Origin of the sequence: Ferrovibrio terrae (assembly GCF_007197755.1) — a bacterium.
Taxonomy (GTDB): domain Bacteria; phylum Pseudomonadota; class Alphaproteobacteria; order Ferrovibrionales; family Ferrovibrionaceae; genus Ferrovibrio; species Ferrovibrio terrae.
On sequence record NZ_CP041636.1, the window covers coordinates 2,830,562 to 2,845,224 of the forward strand.

Annotated in this window: 13 protein-coding genes and 1 tRNA gene; 9 read left to right on the forward strand and 5 right to left on the reverse strand. The window is 65.3% G+C overall.

Annotation, left to right across the window (positions count from 1 at the left end; genetic code table 11):
* The first annotated feature begins 30 nt into the window (after positions 1-30).
* From FNB15_RS13765 to FNB15_RS13790, 6 genes are read left to right on the forward strand one after another with little or no spacing between them, the layout of a single operon-like run.
* A complete protein-coding gene (locus FNB15_RS13765) occupies positions 31-795 on the forward strand; it encodes a GntR family transcriptional regulator (protein WP_221932651.1) in 765 nt (254 codons plus the stop codon).
* A complete protein-coding gene (locus tag FNB15_RS13770; protein WP_221932652.1) occupies positions 792-1,643 on the forward strand; it encodes a transporter substrate-binding domain-containing protein in 852 nt (283 codons plus the stop codon). The genes FNB15_RS13765 and FNB15_RS13770 overlap by 4 nt, the downstream gene beginning before the upstream one ends.
* 9 nt (positions 1,644-1,652) lie before the next feature.
* Positions 1,653-2,330, forward strand: coding sequence for an amino acid ABC transporter permease (locus FNB15_RS13775; RefSeq protein ID WP_144069254.1), 678 nt, complete (start codon positions 1,653-1,655; stop codon positions 2,328-2,330).
* Positions 2,330-3,007, forward strand: a complete 678-nt coding sequence (locus tag FNB15_RS13780) for an amino acid ABC transporter permease (RefSeq protein WP_144069255.1) — start codon at positions 2,330-2,332, stop codon at positions 3,005-3,007. The genes FNB15_RS13775 and FNB15_RS13780 overlap by 1 nt, the downstream gene beginning before the upstream one ends.
* Before the next feature lie 6 nt (positions 3,008-3,013).
* Positions 3,014-3,787, forward strand: coding sequence for an amino acid ABC transporter ATP-binding protein (locus FNB15_RS13785; RefSeq protein WP_144069256.1), 774 nt, complete (start codon positions 3,014-3,016; stop codon positions 3,785-3,787).
* A gap of 19 nt (positions 3,788-3,806) precedes the next feature.
* The gene (locus FNB15_RS13790; RefSeq protein WP_221932653.1) at positions 3,807-4,718 is read left to right on the forward strand and encodes an aminotransferase class IV; all 912 of its coding nucleotides are present in this window, start codon (positions 3,807-3,809) and stop codon (positions 4,716-4,718) included.
* Between the two features lie 13 nt (positions 4,719-4,731).
* Here the strand turns inward: FNB15_RS13790 and FNB15_RS13795 are convergent, their stop codons facing one another.
* The 4 genes from FNB15_RS13795 to FNB15_RS13810 all read right to left on the reverse strand — a co-directional run bounded on the left by FNB15_RS13795 (position 4,732) and on the right by FNB15_RS13810 (position 8,923).
* Positions 4,732-4,920, reverse strand: coding sequence for a DUF3606 domain-containing protein (locus FNB15_RS13795; protein WP_144069258.1), 189 nt, complete (start codon positions 4,918-4,920; stop codon positions 4,732-4,734).
* A gap of 156 nt (positions 4,921-5,076) precedes the next feature.
* Positions 5,077-5,151 (reverse strand) — tRNA-Val (locus FNB15_RS13800).
* Between the two features lie 87 nt (positions 5,152-5,238).
* Entirely contained in the window at positions 5,239-7,692 is a 2,454-nt protein-coding gene (locus FNB15_RS13805; protein WP_144069259.1) for a penicillin-binding protein 1A, read from the reverse strand.
* 118 nt (positions 7,693-7,810) lie between these two features.
* Positions 7,811-8,923 carry an N-acetylmuramoyl-L-alanine amidase family protein gene (locus FNB15_RS13810; RefSeq protein ID WP_185973552.1) on the reverse strand — a complete coding sequence of 371 codons (1,113 nt, stop codon included), beginning with the start codon at positions 8,921-8,923 and terminating at the stop codon, positions 7,811-7,813.
* Between the two features lie 605 nt (positions 8,924-9,528).
* On the opposite strand from FNB15_RS13810, the gene FNB15_RS13815 reads away from it, so the two are divergent.
* The 3 genes from FNB15_RS13815 to FNB15_RS13825 are packed head-to-tail and all read left to right on the forward strand — an operon-like array spanning position 9,529 to position 13,507.
* Positions 9,529-12,558, forward strand: a complete 3,030-nt coding sequence (locus FNB15_RS13815) for an Rne/Rng family ribonuclease (RefSeq protein WP_144069261.1) — start codon at positions 9,529-9,531, stop codon at positions 12,556-12,558.
* Positions 12,546-13,031 carry a GNAT family N-acetyltransferase gene (locus tag FNB15_RS13820; protein ID WP_185973553.1) on the forward strand — a complete coding sequence of 162 codons (486 nt, stop codon included), beginning with the start codon at positions 12,546-12,548 and terminating at the stop codon, positions 13,029-13,031. Before FNB15_RS13815 ends, FNB15_RS13820 begins: the two co-directional genes overlap by 13 nt.
* A 20-nt stretch (positions 13,032-13,051) precedes the next feature.
* Complete coding sequence (locus FNB15_RS13825) at positions 13,052-13,507, forward strand: YiiD C-terminal domain-containing protein (RefSeq protein WP_144069263.1); 456 nt, start codon at positions 13,052-13,054, stop codon at positions 13,505-13,507.
* 7 nt (positions 13,508-13,514) lie between these two features.
* Here the strand turns inward: FNB15_RS13825 and FNB15_RS13830 are convergent, their stop codons facing one another.
* A complete protein-coding gene (locus FNB15_RS13830; RefSeq protein ID WP_144069264.1) occupies positions 13,515-14,663 on the reverse strand; it encodes a pyridoxal phosphate-dependent aminotransferase in 1,149 nt (382 codons plus the stop codon).

Sequence of the window (14,663 nt, forward strand, 5' to 3'; positions counted from 1 at the left end):
TGACCTCGGCCCGATTCTGCGCCCACATTGTTGACAATCGACAATGAGGCGGGATCTGGCGTGCTGAATTCCGAGATTTTCCAGGCTCAGGGCCTTGGACGGCTGCCGAAAAGCACCTTCCGGGCGCATATCGCCGAGCAGCTGCGCGCCGCCATCCTGTCGGGCGAGATCGCGCCCGGCGCCCAGATCGTGGAAACCGCGCTGGCCGGCCTGTTCCAGGTCAGCCGTGGTCCGCTGCGCGAAGCCCTGCGGCAGCTGGTCGAGGAAGGCCTGCTGGTCACCGTGCCCTATACCGGCACCCATGTGATCAGCCTGTCGGTCGACGATGTGCGCGAGATCCATTCAATGCGCGTTACCCTGGAATGCTTCGCCTTCGAGCAGGCCTGGGACAAACGCGATGCCGTCTTCCGCGCCGAACTGCAGCGCCGGCACGCAGCGCTGATCGCCACCATCGACGAGGGCGACGACCGCGCCGCCATCCTGGCCGAACTGGAATTGCATGGTCTGGTCTACGAGGCCTGCGGCCATCGCCTGCTGCAGCGGACCTGGAGCAGCCTGCGCGGACGCCTGCAACTCTACTGGGCGGCGCATCATCGCGCGCATTCGATCCGTGGGCCGCGGCGCGATGGCCATGAAAGCTATGTCGCGGCGGCACTGGGCGACAGCCTGGATGCCATGCGCGCCGAGATCACCGCGCATATGCAGCGCGGCGGACAGCAGACCGAGAAATTCCTGCAGGATCACACGCAGGAAGCAACATCCATGACAGGCATGAAAAGGGGAGAACCGACATGATGATCAATCGACGTATTGCGATGGCCGGCCTGGCGGCCGCAGGTGCAACGCTGGCACTGCCGTTCGGCGCGAAGGCGCAGACCGCCAATGCTGCTGGGGGCACGCTGGCCGAGATCAAGAAACGCGGAACGCTGCGGGTCGGCGTGACCCAGGCGCCGCCGTGGTATTCCAAGGACCCGAAGACCGGCGAATGGAATTCCGGCGTCGGCGTGTCGATGGGCAAGGCGATGGCGGCCGTGCTCGGCGTGAAGTTCGAGGCCGTCGAGGTCAACTGGGGCACGGCCATCGCCGCGCTGCAAGGTAACAAGATCGACCTGATGTACATGCTGGATGCGACGCCGGAACGCGCTGCCGCCGTCGATTTCCCGCAGAACCCGCTGCTGTTCTATTCCATGGCCGTGCTGGCGCGCGAAGATCTGCCGGTAAAGAACTGGGCTGACATGAACAAGCCCGACGTGCGTATCGCCGTGCCGCAGGCCAGCAGCATGGACAAGTTCGTCAGCGAGACTGTGCCGAACGCCAATATCCAGCGTTTCCCGGGCAACCCGGAAGCCATCGCCGCTTTCCAGGCCGGCCGCGTCGATGCCGTCTGCCTGTTCCATCCGCCGCTGCTGGCGGCGCGCCAGCGTCTCGGCACCGGCAAGATCGTGGTGCCGCTGCCGGCGCAGTCGCAGCCCTCCAGCGTTGCGGTGCGCAAGGAAGACGACAAGGCTTTCCTCAGCTGGGTGAACGCCACCATCAACGGCTACTACACCAGCGGCCAGACCCAGCGCTGGTATGAGGAATTCCTGCGCGGTTTCGGACTGGATCCGAAATCGGCGCCGCCGGTGATGAAGGAAATGCTCTAAGTCCCGGCCATGTACCGCTGGGATTTCGCACCGGTTCTGGCGAATGCCGACCTGCTGCTGCAGGGGCTGGTCAATACGCTTGCCGTCACCGGCACCGCATTGGCCTTCGGCATTCCGCTCGGCCTGGCACTGGCGCTGGCCCGTCTTTCGGGCCGGCGCCTGCTCGCCTGGCCGGCCGGTTTCGTGATCGAATTCTTTCGCACCACGCCGCCGCTGGTGCAGCTGTTCTGGTTCTTCTTCGCCTTGCCGGTGCTGATCCGGGTCGAGATGACGCCCTTCATGGCCTCGGCGCTCACCTTCTCGATCCAGTCCTCGGCGTTTTTCGCCGAGGTGTTTCGCGGCGGCATCGTGTCGGTCGAGCGCGGCCAGTGGGAGGCGGCGCGTGCCATCGGCATGACGCCATCGCAGTCGATGCGCCGCATCGTGCTGCCGCAAGCGGTCAAGCGCATGATTCCGGCTTTCATGGAGCGCGCCATCGAACTGATGAAGACTACCACGCTGGTCGCCATCGTCTCCTATGCCGACCTGCTGTATCAGGCCAACGAGATCGCGCAGAAAACCTTCCGTCCGCTCGAGGTCTTCACCGTCGTGGCCGGCATCTATTTCGTCGTCATCCTGATGATCAGCCTGCTGGCGCGCCGGCTGGAACGCCGTCTGGCGGTCAGCGGCGAGTCCACGGTGCACTGATGGGCTATCAGTGGAATTTCGCGCCTGTCTTCGAACATGCCGATGCACTGCTGTATGGCGCGGTCGGCACGCTGCGCATCTTCGCCATCTGCCTGGTGCTGGGCCTCAGCTTCGGACTGGTCATCGGCCTGATGCGCTACTCGCGTCGCCGCCTGTTCAGCTGGCCGGCCACCGCCTTTGTCGAATTCTTCCGCAATACGCCGGTGCTGGTGCAGATCCTGTGGTTCTACTTCGCTTTGCCGATGCTGGTGCCGTTCGAGATCAGTCCTCTCATGGCGGCGGCGCTCGGCATCTCGCTGAACTCGGCAGCCTTCTCGGCGGAAATCTTCCGCGGCGGCATCCAGTCGATCGAGCCCGGCCAGTGGGAAGCATCGCGCGCGCTCGGCATGAGCGGACTGCAGGCGATGCGCCGCATCATCCTGCCGCAGGCGATCCGCCGCATGCTGCCGGCGCTGACCAACCGCGCCATTGAAATCTTCAAGATGTCGACGCTGGCCTCTGCCGTGGCCTATGTCGAACTGCTGCAACAGGGCAAGCTGATCGCCTCGCTGAATTTCAATCCGATTGAAACCTACACCGTGATCGCCCTGGCATTTTTCCTGTTCCTGTATCCGCTGGTGCGCGCGACCTATGCGCTGGAACGCCAGATGGCCAGAAGCGATTCCGGGGGTGATTGATATTCCATGACGCAACCGCTGCTCAACATCACCGGCCTGCACAAATCCTTCGGCAACCAGCAGGTCCTGCGCAACATCGATCTTGCCGTGCAGCCCGGCGAACGCATCGCCATCCTCGGCGCGTCGGGGTCGGGCAAGAGCACCTTCCTGCGCTGCCTGAATTTCATGGAAACGCCGAGCGCCGGCAGTATCGAACTCGGCGGCAGGCTGCTGGGCAGCGAAGGCAGGGGTGGTCGGCGCGTCTACGCCGAGACGGAACTGACCAAGCTGCGCCAGCGCATCGGCATGGTGTTCCAGCAATTCAATCTGTTTCCGCATATGACGGCGCTGGGCAATGTGATGGAAGGCCTGCGCACCGTGAAGGGCGTGGCGCCGGCGGCAGCGCGTGAGCGTGCCATGGCCGAACTGTCGCGTGTCGGCCTCGCCGATCACGCCGAACAGTATCCGGCGCGACTGTCCGGTGGCCAGAAGCAGCGCGTGGCGATTGCCCGTGCGCTCGCGATGGATCCGGAACTGCTGCTGTTCGATGAGCCGACCTCGGCGCTCGATCCGGAACTGGTTGGCGAGGTGCTGGGCGTGATCCGCTCGCTGGCCGAAGAGGGTCGCACCATGCTGCTGGTGACGCATGAGCTCGGCTTCGCCTATCACGTCGCCACGCGGGTGCTGTTCATCGCCGATGGCGAGATCCACGAATCCGGCACGCCCGACGAGGTGCTGAAGCATCCGCAGCGCGACCGCACACGCGCCTTCCTGGCCCGTCACCGCGAATTCAGTCTCTAACCGTATTTGGATTCAGATCATGACAACGACATCGAACCAGTCCGCCCAGGGTTACGTCGAAGACCCGCGCAACGAAGACGTGCTGGTCTACGTCAACGGCGAGTTCGTGCGCCGCGACCAGGCTCGGGTTTCGATCTTCGACAGCGGCTTTGTGCTGGGTGATGGCGTGTGGGAAGGGCTGCGGCTGGTCAACGGAAAACTGATCAGCCTGGAGGCGCATCTCGACCGCCTGTTCGAAGGCGCGGGCTCGATCGCGCTGGACATCCAGCTCGGCCGCGACGGTATCCGCACCGCTTTGCTGGAAACGCTGAAGCGCAACAACATGCAGGATGGCGCGCATGTCCGCCTGATGGTGACGCGCGGCACCAAAAAAACGCCGAACCAGGATCCGCGCTTCGTGATCGGCGATGCGACCGTGGTGATCGTCGCCGAATACAAGACGCCGAAACCGGAAGCGCGCGAACGCGGCCTGTCGCTGTTCACCTCCACCTTCCGCACCAGTGCACCCGATGTGTTCGACCTGCGGCTCAATTCGCACAGCCGGCTCAATCTGATTCAGGCCCTGATCCAGGCGATCAATGCCGGCGCCGACGAGGCGCTGATGCTCGATCCGCGCGGCTTCGTGGCGAGTTGCAACTCGACCAACTTCTTCATTCTGCGCGGCGGGGAATTGTGGACCTCGACGCCGGGCTGGAGCTTCCGCGGCATCACGCAGGGCAGCGTGCTGAAGGCCTGGCAGGCCGATGGCCGCCCGGGCCGGGAATGCGATTTCACCCTGGGGCAGGTCTATGCGGCGGATGAAGCTTTCGTCACCGGCACGCTGGGCGGCGTCACCCCGGTGACGCGCATCGATGGCCGCGTGATCGGCGACGGCAGGCCCGGGCCGCTGACCCGCGAGGCCTACCGTCTCTATCTTGCCGCAGTGACCTGAGTGAGGGGCTGGGTCAGGTCTGCGGCGCCTTGCCGAGCACCTTGGCGACATCCTTCACGCTGGTGCCGACCGACTCAACGGCTGCGTCCAGCACTTCCGGCTGCACGCGGAATTTTTCCGACCACCAGCGGCGCTCGTAATCTTCATTGATGTTGACGCGCGCGCGATCCTGCGGACCGCGATCGAACAGATCGTCTGCCATCCTTCACCTCCGTTTTTGATTCACCCATGCCGTGCATCGGGCCAACACGACGGGTGCGGAGGATGTTCCGATCAAAGAGCGGAATCTGCAGCAGCGTTGCGTCGCGCGCGGGCCGCAAGCGGGGCGTGGGTGGAGAAAATGGCAGGAAGAAGGAAATGGTGGGCGGTACTGGGATTGAACCAGTGACCCCAGCAATGTGAATGCTGTGCTCTACCGCTGAGCTAACCGCCCACACCAGGGCGAACCGGAACCGGTGCGCCGCAGGGAGCGTATAAAGAGGCCGTCTGATTGTGTCAAGCGGCCTGCACTTCCAAGGGGTTAGTACAGCCCGCCGGTCCCTGAAATGGGAGCCGAACCGGCACTGGCGCCGACACCGGAGATGCTGTCGCGGTCATCGGACATCGAGCCGTCCAGCACCAGGCTGCGCTCGCCGGCCTGCGGCTCGGTGCCGGGCCGGAAGGCTTCCAGGATCACGTTGCGGTCGCCCGGCCGCGCCAGCTCGCCGGTCTCGGCCTGCACGCGCACCAGCCGCACGCCCGGCGGCACGCGGAACTGGATATTCGGCTTGCCCTGCAGCGCTTCGGCCATGAAGGATTTGAACACCGGCACGGCCACGGAAGATCCGGTCTCGCGCTTGCCCATGTCCTTCGGCGTGTCGTAGCCGATGAAGACGCCGACAGCGAGATCGGGGCTGAAGCCGACGAACCAGGTGTCCATGCTGTCGTTGGTGGTGCCGGTCTTGCCGGCCAGCGGCTTGCCCAGCTCGCGGATGCGGATGCCGGTGCCACGCTGCACCACGCCTTCCAGGATCGAGGTGATCTGGTAGGCGGTGACGGCATCGAGCACCTGCGCGCGAGGATCGGGCAGGGCGGGTTCGCCCTGGCCGTGCCAGTCGACGGCGAGACAGTCGATGCACGGGCGCTTGTCGTGGCGATAGATCGTGCTGCCGGTGCGGTTCTGGATGCGGTCGATCAGCGTCGGCGTGATTTTCTTGCCGCCGTTCACGAATTCCGAATAGGCGGTGGTCATCTTCATCAGCGTGGTCTCGCCGGCGCCAAGCGACATGGCGAGCACCGGCTGCAGGTTGTCGATCACGCCGAAGCGCCTGGCGTAATCCGACACCTTGTCCATGCCGATGGCCTGGGCCAGACGCACCGTCATCAGGTTGCGCGATTTCTCGACGCCGACGCGGAGCGTGGACGGGCCATAGAACTGGTCGGAATAGTTGCCAGGCTTCCACAGCGGCAGGCCGGGGCCCTGATCCATCACGAAGGGCGCATCCAGCACCAGCGACGACGGCGTGAAGCCGTTGTCGATCGCCGCGGCATAGACGAAGGGCTTGAAGGCCGAACCGGGCTGGCGATTGGCCTGCGTGGCGCGATTGAACTGGCTCAGCTTGAAATCGTAGCCGCCGACCAGCGCCAGCACGCGGCCGGTGTGCGGGTCCATCGCCACCAGGCCGCCGCCGATTTCGGGGATCTGGCGCAAGGCATAGGCGCCCTGCGGCTTGGCCGGATCGAGCGGGCTGGCGATGATCACGTCGCCGACGGCAACGATCTCGGACGGTGCGCGAGGCACCGGGCCGAAATGATCGGCGCCGAGTTTCTTGCGCGCCCACCGGTAGCCCGCCTGCGCAATCTCCGCCTTGGCGCCGTCGGCAAAGCCGATGCTGATGCTATCGTTATCCAGGCTGAGCACGGCGGCGACGCGCCAGGGCGGCAGGATGCCGGCGAACGGCGGCATGGCGGACAGCTGCGTCTTCCAGTCGGACCCGGCCGGCAGTTTCGCCAGCGGGCCGCGCCAGCCGCCGGCGCGGCGGTCATAGGCTTCCAGCCCGTCGCGCAGCACGCGCTCGCCCAAGCCCTGCAGCTTCGGGTCCATGGTCGTGCGGACGCTGAGGCCGCCTTCATACAGGCTCTTCTCGCCGAATTTCTGCGACAGCTCGCGTCGCACTTCCTCGGCGAACCAGTCGGCGCGCGCCAGTTCGGAGTCCGGTCGCGCCAATGCCTGCAGCGGCGCGGCAATCGCGATGCGCGCCTGCTCGACATTGATCACGCCATCTTCCTGCAGGCGCTCGATCACCCAGTCGCGCCTTGCTTTTGCACGATCGTGATGGCGCACGGGGTGATAGTTGCTCGGCGCTTTCGGCAGCGCCGCGAGATAGGCGGCTTCCGGCAGTGTCAGGTCGTAGAGCGATTTGTCGAAATACACGAGGGCTGCGGCGGCCACGCCATAGGCGCCCGCGCCGAGATAGATCTCGTTCAGATACAGTTCGAGGATCTTGTCCTTCGAGAAGGTCTTCTCGATGCGGAAGGCGAGGATGGCTTCCTTGGCCTTGCGCCCCAATGACACTTCATTGCCGAGCAGGAAGTTCTTCGCCACCTGCTGGGTGATGGTGGAAGCGCCGACCGGGCGGCGGCTCTGCGCCAGGTTCGCCACGTTCTGCACCACGGCGCGCGCGATGCCCATCGGATCGATGCCGCTGTGTTCGTAGAAGTTCTTGTCCTCGGCCGAGAGGAAGGCCTGGATCACCGGCTTGGGGATCGCCTGGATCGGCACGAACAGGCGGCGCTCGCGGGAATATTCGGCGATCAGCCTGCCGTCGCCGGCATGCAGCCGCGTCGTCACCGGCGGTTCGTAATTGGCCAGCTGCTGATAATCGGGCAGGTCACGGCCAAAATACCACAGGCCGAACAGGCCGGCGGCACCGGCGCCGATCAGGCCAAGCACGGCGAGGAACAGCAGGAAGAAGAAACGCGACAACAAACGCATGGAAGGTCAGCTTCCCCAGCCAGATTCTTGGGTGGATTTTGGCCGTACAGGTACCCCTGATCGGCCGGCCTGTATAGCCACAAGATTGTGGCGGCGATACGGCAGGAAAAACCGGGGTTTAACGCGCCTCCACGCCGAAGAACCGGTCGATGGCGCCGACCACGGCGCCGGCCAGCCGGTCGCGCCCGGCCTCGGAGAACAGAAGTGCTTCGTCGGCCGGGTTGGACAGGTAACCCAGTTCCAGCAGCGCGGATGGCACATCGGGTGCCGACAGCACGCGGAAATTCGCGGCGCGCAGCGCGTTGCGGCGCAGCGGCGTGGTCTCGCCCATCGAGGCGGTGAGCAATCCGGCGAAGCGGCTGGACAGCCGCACCGTGTCGCGCGAGGCGAGGTCGAGCAGGATCGACACCACGTCGTCCATCTCCGCCACCGGCAGGCCGTCGGCCAGCTGGTCGGCGCGATTTTCGCGCAGCGCCAGGGATTCGGCCTCGGTGTCGCTGGCAGCTTCGGCGCGGGTATAGACGCTGGCGCCGCGGGTGGCGCGATCGCCGCTCAGGCTGTCGGCATGGATCGACAGGAACAGGTCGGCCTCCCGCGCGCGGGCCATGCCGACGCGTTCGTTCAGGCGGATGAACTTGTCGCTTTCGCGCGTCAGCAGCACGCGATAGCGCCCGGTAGCGCGCAGCTTCTGCGCCACGGCGCGCGCCACGTTCAGGGTGATTTCCTTCTCGTAGCGGCCGGACGCGGTGATCGCGCCGGGATCCTGCCCGCCATGGCCGGGATCGAGCACGATCAGGCGGCGGCGCTCGCCGGCCGCGCCCACAGGTGGTGGTGCGATATCGACGGCGGTGTCGAGCGGCAGGTGCACCGGGTCAGCATAGGCGGCGGCAAAGGCATTTGGATCGGCCGGGCGCAGGTCGATCACCAGCCGATGACCGCGCCTGCCCTGGGGGGCAAGATGAAAGGCGCGCTCCACCACCGCCGGCTCAATCAGCTCGATGGCGATGTTCAGCGTCCCGTCGGGTGCGGCGACGGGAAGGCCCAGTGCCGCGACCAGTCCACCGGCGGTGACGTCGGGCGGCGGCGCGGCCCAGCGCGTGGCCGGCAGCGTCAGCAGCAGGCCCAGGCCATCGGCACTGGCGGCGAGTTCGGCCTGCGGCGGAGCCGAGGCCTCGATCACCAGCCGGGTCAGGCCGGCATTCAAACCAAGCTGAAGGTGCGTCAGGCGCAAAGGTTCAGCCCGGGCCGGGGAGGCGAGTCCCAGCCCGGTCGTCACGATAAAAACAAGTAAAAACAGCAGTTTAATAAAAATTCCCCGTGCCATTGCCGCGTCGCGGCAAGAAAGACCTTGTGGGTATGGCCCGGCAAAGCGTAGCATGCAACCGCGAATATCCGAGTCAGATCGACCGTCCAGCCAATTGCTTGTTCCTGAAGGACTTACAGTTCTTTATGCAGGCCGGCCCGGAGGCGGTGGGTCGGCGTAGTGACGGCGAGTTCGACCGCATCTTCCAGCGTTTGCCCCAAGGAGGCGACCTGGCGCGAATCGGCCCCCAAGCGGCGCTCAAGACATAACCGGATGATTTTGAACCTTCGGGGCACCCGACAGTCTTAAAAGACTGAAAGGAGGCTCGGCAGACCGGCGCCGCGGCGCGCTCAGCATTCCGGGTTTCTCCCGCCCTGCTGATGAAGCGCTCACCCTCCGGTCACCAGGATCATTACCGCCGCGGGCCTTATGGCTTTGCGTCGGGCCGATCCGGCCGCAGTCCGCTCCGACAGCAGAGGCGCGCCGCCGTTTGTTATTCGCGCGGGCGGCGCCGCGCCGCAGGATTATGCCTCATGGGCATGCGTATGTTGATTGATGCGACTCATCCGGAGGAAACCCGGGTTGTGGTCGTGAAGGGTACTCGGCTCGAAGAGTTCGATTACGAGACCTCCACCAAGCAGGTGAACAAGGGCAATATCTATCTTGCGCGGGTCACCCGCGTGGAGCCCTCGTTGCAGGCCGCTTTCGTTGAATACGGCGGGAACCGTCACGGCTTCCTAGCCTTCAGCGAAATTCATCCCGACTATTATCAGATCCCGATCGCGGATCGTCAGGCACTGCTCGCACAGCAGGCCGAGGAAGAGGCCGCTGCTGCCGCTGCCGAGGAAGCCGAACTGGCTGCCGAGGAAGTGCGTGCCGCGCGTCGTGCCGCCCAGCAGCAGGCCCGCGCCGCTGAACAGGCCAATGACCCGGCCCATGATCAGACTCATGATCACGACGCCGGCGACAATGGCGTCGAGAGTGTCGATGGCGACTACGACACGGTGGAGGAGATCGTCTCTGATGCCGCGCCGGCAGACGCACCGGCCGATGCTCCGGGCGATGTGCCGGCTGCTGAGCCGGTCGCTGAAGCCGCAGTCGCTGCCGAGCCGGCCGCTGTTCCGGCCGCGCAGGAAGAGACCACTGACCAGGCTGCGGTCCAGGCCGATGCTCCGGTTGCTGAAGCCGCCGAGGAAACTTCCGCGGCGCCGGCCTACTGGAATGTGCCGCATGCCGCGGCCCCGGTCTCGACCCTGACCGCACCTGTGGAAGACGATGATGCCGCCGAAGCGGGCGAGCATCACGACGAAGATCATCATCACGACGGTCATCATGACGATCACCATCATCATGACGATGCCCATGGCGAAGACGGCCATGCGGACGAGAAGGAAAACGGCAAGAGCGACGAGAGCGACGAAGGTCGCGCGCGCCGCCGCCGCACCAACGTCTTCCGTCGTTACAAGATTCAGGAAGTGATCAAGCGCCGGCAGATCATGCTGGTGCAGGTCGTGAAGGAAGAGCGCGGCAACAAGGGCGCGGCGCTCACCACCTATCTCTCGCTCGCCGGCCGCTATTGCGTGCTGATGCCCAACACCGCGCGTGGCGGCGGCATCTCGCGCAAGATCCAGTCCCAGGCCGACCGCAAGCGTCTCAAGGCGATCACGGCGGAGCTGGATATCCAGGACGGCATGGGCGTGATCGTGCGCACCGCCGGCATGGAACGCTCCAAGCCGGAGATCAAGCGCGATTTCGAATACCTGCTGCGCAGCTGGGACAGCATCCGCGAGCGCACGCTGGAATCCTCGGCCCCGGCCCTGATCTATGAAGAGGCCGGTCTGATCAAGCGTTCGATCCGCGACCTCTATTCCGACCAGATCGACGAAGTGATCGTTGAAGGTGAGGAAGGCTATCGCTTCGCGCATGACTTCATGCAGATGCTGATGCCCAATCACGCCGACAACGTGAAGCAGTATCAGGACAAGATCCCGCTGTTCACCCGCTACCAGGTCGAACAGCAGCTCGATGCGATGTTCTCGCCGACCGTGCAGCTCAAGTCGGGCGGCTACATCGTCATCAACCCGACCGAAGCGCTGGTCTCCATCGACGTGAACTCGGGCAAGTCGACCCGCGAACACAATATCGAGGAAACCGCCTACAAGACCAACCTGGAGGCGGCTGAAGAAGTCGCCCGCCAGCTGCGCCTGCGCGATCTTGCCGGCCTCGTCGTGATCGATTTCATCGACATGGAAGAGAACCGCAACATCCGCAAGGTGGAGCAGAAGCTGAAGGAATGCCTGCGCAATGATCGCGCGCGCATTCAGGTCGGCCGCATCTCCGGCTTCGGCCTGCTCGAGATGTCGCGCCAGCGCCTGCGTCCCAGCCTGCTGGAAAGCTCGACCATGCCCTGCCCGCATTGCCAGGGCCGCGGCTATGTACGTTCGATCGAGTCCACCGCGCTGACCGTGCTGCGTGCCATCGAGGAAGAGGGTATCCGTGACCGCTCGGCCGAGATCACCGTCGCGATGTCGGCGGAAGTGGCACTCTATCTGCTCAACCACAAGCGCGACCGCATCGGCGACATGGAACGCCGTTACGTGATGCGCGTGATCCTGGCGGCCGATCCCAGCCTGGTGCCGCCGGACTTCCGCATCGAGCGCAGCAAGACGCGCCAGCCCGGTGATGTGAGCCGCCCTGAAGTGGCACGCTCCGAGAGCCAGCGCCCGCTGACCCAGGAAAGCGCCTATGCCAGCGACGCCGAGGATGGCGAGGCTGACGAGACTGAAACCGAGAACACAACTGAGGCCGGCGCTGCTGCTGGCGAAGAAAACGGCGAAAACGCCGATGGCCGTGGTCGCCGCCGCCGCCGCCGCCGCCGTCGTGGCGGTCGCGGCCGCGAAGATGGTGTGAGTGCGGAAGGCGCCGAGGGCGCCGAGGATGCCGAAGGCGAAGGCGCCGAGGATGCCGAAGGCGAAGCTGCCGAAGGCGATGAGTCCGGCGACCAGGGCACCGAAACCGGTGTCGAGGGTGCCAATGCTGATGGCGCCAGTGCTGATGGCGAAGGCCCTGATGGTGACGGCCGTCGCCGTCGCCGTGGCCGTCGCGGCGGTCGCCGCCGTCGCGGTCGTGAGGATGGTGCTGAAGCTGGCGGTGAACGCCAGCCGGGCGAGCGCCAAGGTGAGCGTCCGGCGCGTGCCGAACGCGCACCGCGCGAAGACCGTCCGCGCCGCGATGTCCCCAACTACGGTGTGACCGAAAACCCGATGACGCCCGCGTCGATCGGGGCGATGCTGGATGGTGTGCCGGAATTCGATTTCGGCGACGACCTGCCGCCGCTGCCGTCGAAGCAGGCTGCGCCTGTGCCGCAGCAGGCCGTCGAGCATGCGCCGGAAGCGCTGAAGCAGGCGGACGTGCCGCCGGTCAGTGTCCCGGAAGCGAAGTCGGCCGAACCGGCGCCTGCGCCGACCGGTCCGGTCTTTGAAACCACTGTGATCGCGCCCGATGGCAGCGCCGACAAGCCTGCTGAACCGGCACCGGCCAAAAAAGGCTGGTGGCGCCGGTGATCGATCCGATGATCGCGCCGATCCGTCGTGCCTCGTCGACGGACGAGACACGCCTCGGCGCCTTGCAGAAGCGTGCGTATGTCAAATACGTGCCGCTGATTGGCGCCGAGCCGCAGCCGATGGCCGAGACGGCTGCCGGTCTGCTGCAGGAGTATGAAGTCTGGGTGGTCGATGGCGTGGAGGATGGCCTGGCGGGCGCGCTGGTGCTGCGCACGGCCAGCGATCATCTGCTGATCTGGAGCGTTGCGGTCGATCCGACGCAGCAGGGCACCGGGCTGGGCCGTCGCCTGCTCGATTTCGCCGAGGCGCAGGCGCTGGAACACGGCTTGCGTCAGGTGCGGCTCTACACCAACGCGCTGTTCACCGAGAACCGCAAGCTCTATGCCCATCTCGGCTATGCTGAAACCGGCACGGATGTCTACGAGGGCCGCGAACTGGTGCATATGGCCAAGTCGCTGACCGCGACGGCGTAACGCATCGTCGCGCCAGCGCCATGGCGTTTTCAGCACCGGACCTCGAAGCCTACCTGCACGCACATATTCCGCTCTCCGCGGCGATGCAGGTCGCGGTCGTCTCGGCGTCGCCGGACTCAGTGACGCTCGGCGCGCCGCTGGCGCCCAACATCAATCATCGCAGCACGGCATTCGGCGGCAGCGTCTCGACGCTGGCGATCCTGTCGGCCTGGTCGCTGGTCAATCTGCGGCTCAGGGCCGAAGGCCTGCAGACGCGGCTGGTGATCCAGTCGAACCGCATGGACTACGACGCACCGATTGAAGGCGATTTCACCGCCACGGCGATGCTGGCGGATGAAGCGGCATGGCCGCTGTTCACGAAGATGCTGCTACGCAAGGGCAGGGCGCGGATCGTGGTGCAGTCGGTGGTGCGCTGTGGCGAGACTGTCGGTGGCCGCTTCGAGGGTGAGTTCGTCGCCTTCCGGCTGGATCAGTAAGGCGAGGTCACTTCACCCAGGCCTTCAGCCGTTTCGCCGCCTCGATCATGCGGTCGGTACTGCCGGCAAACGAATAGCGCATGAAGTAATGGCCGCGGCCGCGGTCGAAATCGAAGCCGGGCGTCGCGGCAATCCCGGTTTCGGCCAGCATTCTTTTGCAGAACTCGTTCGCATCATTGGTGAAGCGGCTGATATCGGCATAGATGTAAAACGCGCCATCGGCTGGCGCCAGGCGATCAAATCCCGCTTGCGGCAACTCGTTCAGCAGGATCTCGCGGTTCTTCGCGTAGCGCGCGACATTGGCTTCCAGCTCGTCATATGACTCGAGCGCCGCGACGCCGGCCACCTGGCTGATGCCGGGCGCGGAGATGTAGAAATTCTGCGTCAGGCATTCGATCGGGCGCAGCAGGCTTTCCGGCACCACCATCCAGCCGAGCCGCCAGCCGGTCATCGAGAAGTATTTGCTGAAGCTGTTGATCACGATGGCCTGGTCGGTCAGCGCCAGCACCGACTGCGCGCGGCCATTATAGGTGATGCCATGATAGATCTCGTCGACGATCAGCCAGCGGCCTTTGGCGGCGCAGTCATCGACCAGTGCCTTCATCTCGGCATCGCCCAGCATGGTGCCGGTCGGATTGGCCGGGCTGGCCACCAGCACACCCTTGGCATCCATCGCCTGTGCGTTGATCTGCTGCGGCGTCGGCTGGAAGCGCGTCTCCATCTCGGTGACGATCATCGCCGGGTTGAGGTCGAGCGCCTTGAGGATGTTGCGATAGGCCGGATAGGCCGGCTCGCCCAGCGCCACCTTGTCGCCGGCATCGAAGGCCGAGAGAAACGCCAGCTGGAAGCCGGTCGATGACCCGGTGGTGACGATGATGCGTTCGGGCGAAACGTCGAGGCCGTAGTAACTGCGGTAATGCCGCGAGATCGCCAGACGAAGCTCCGGAATGCCGAGCGCGAGCGTATAGCCGAGCGGGTCGCGCTGCATGGCGGCCGTGGCCGCCTCGATGGCCTTGCGTGGTGCCGGCGTCGAGGGCTGCCCCACTTCCATGTGGATCACGTCGCCGCCGGCGGCCTCGCGGAGCGCGGCGGCCTTCATCACTTCCATGACGAAGAAGGGATCGATCGCGCCGCGCTTCGACGGTGTGGGCTTCAT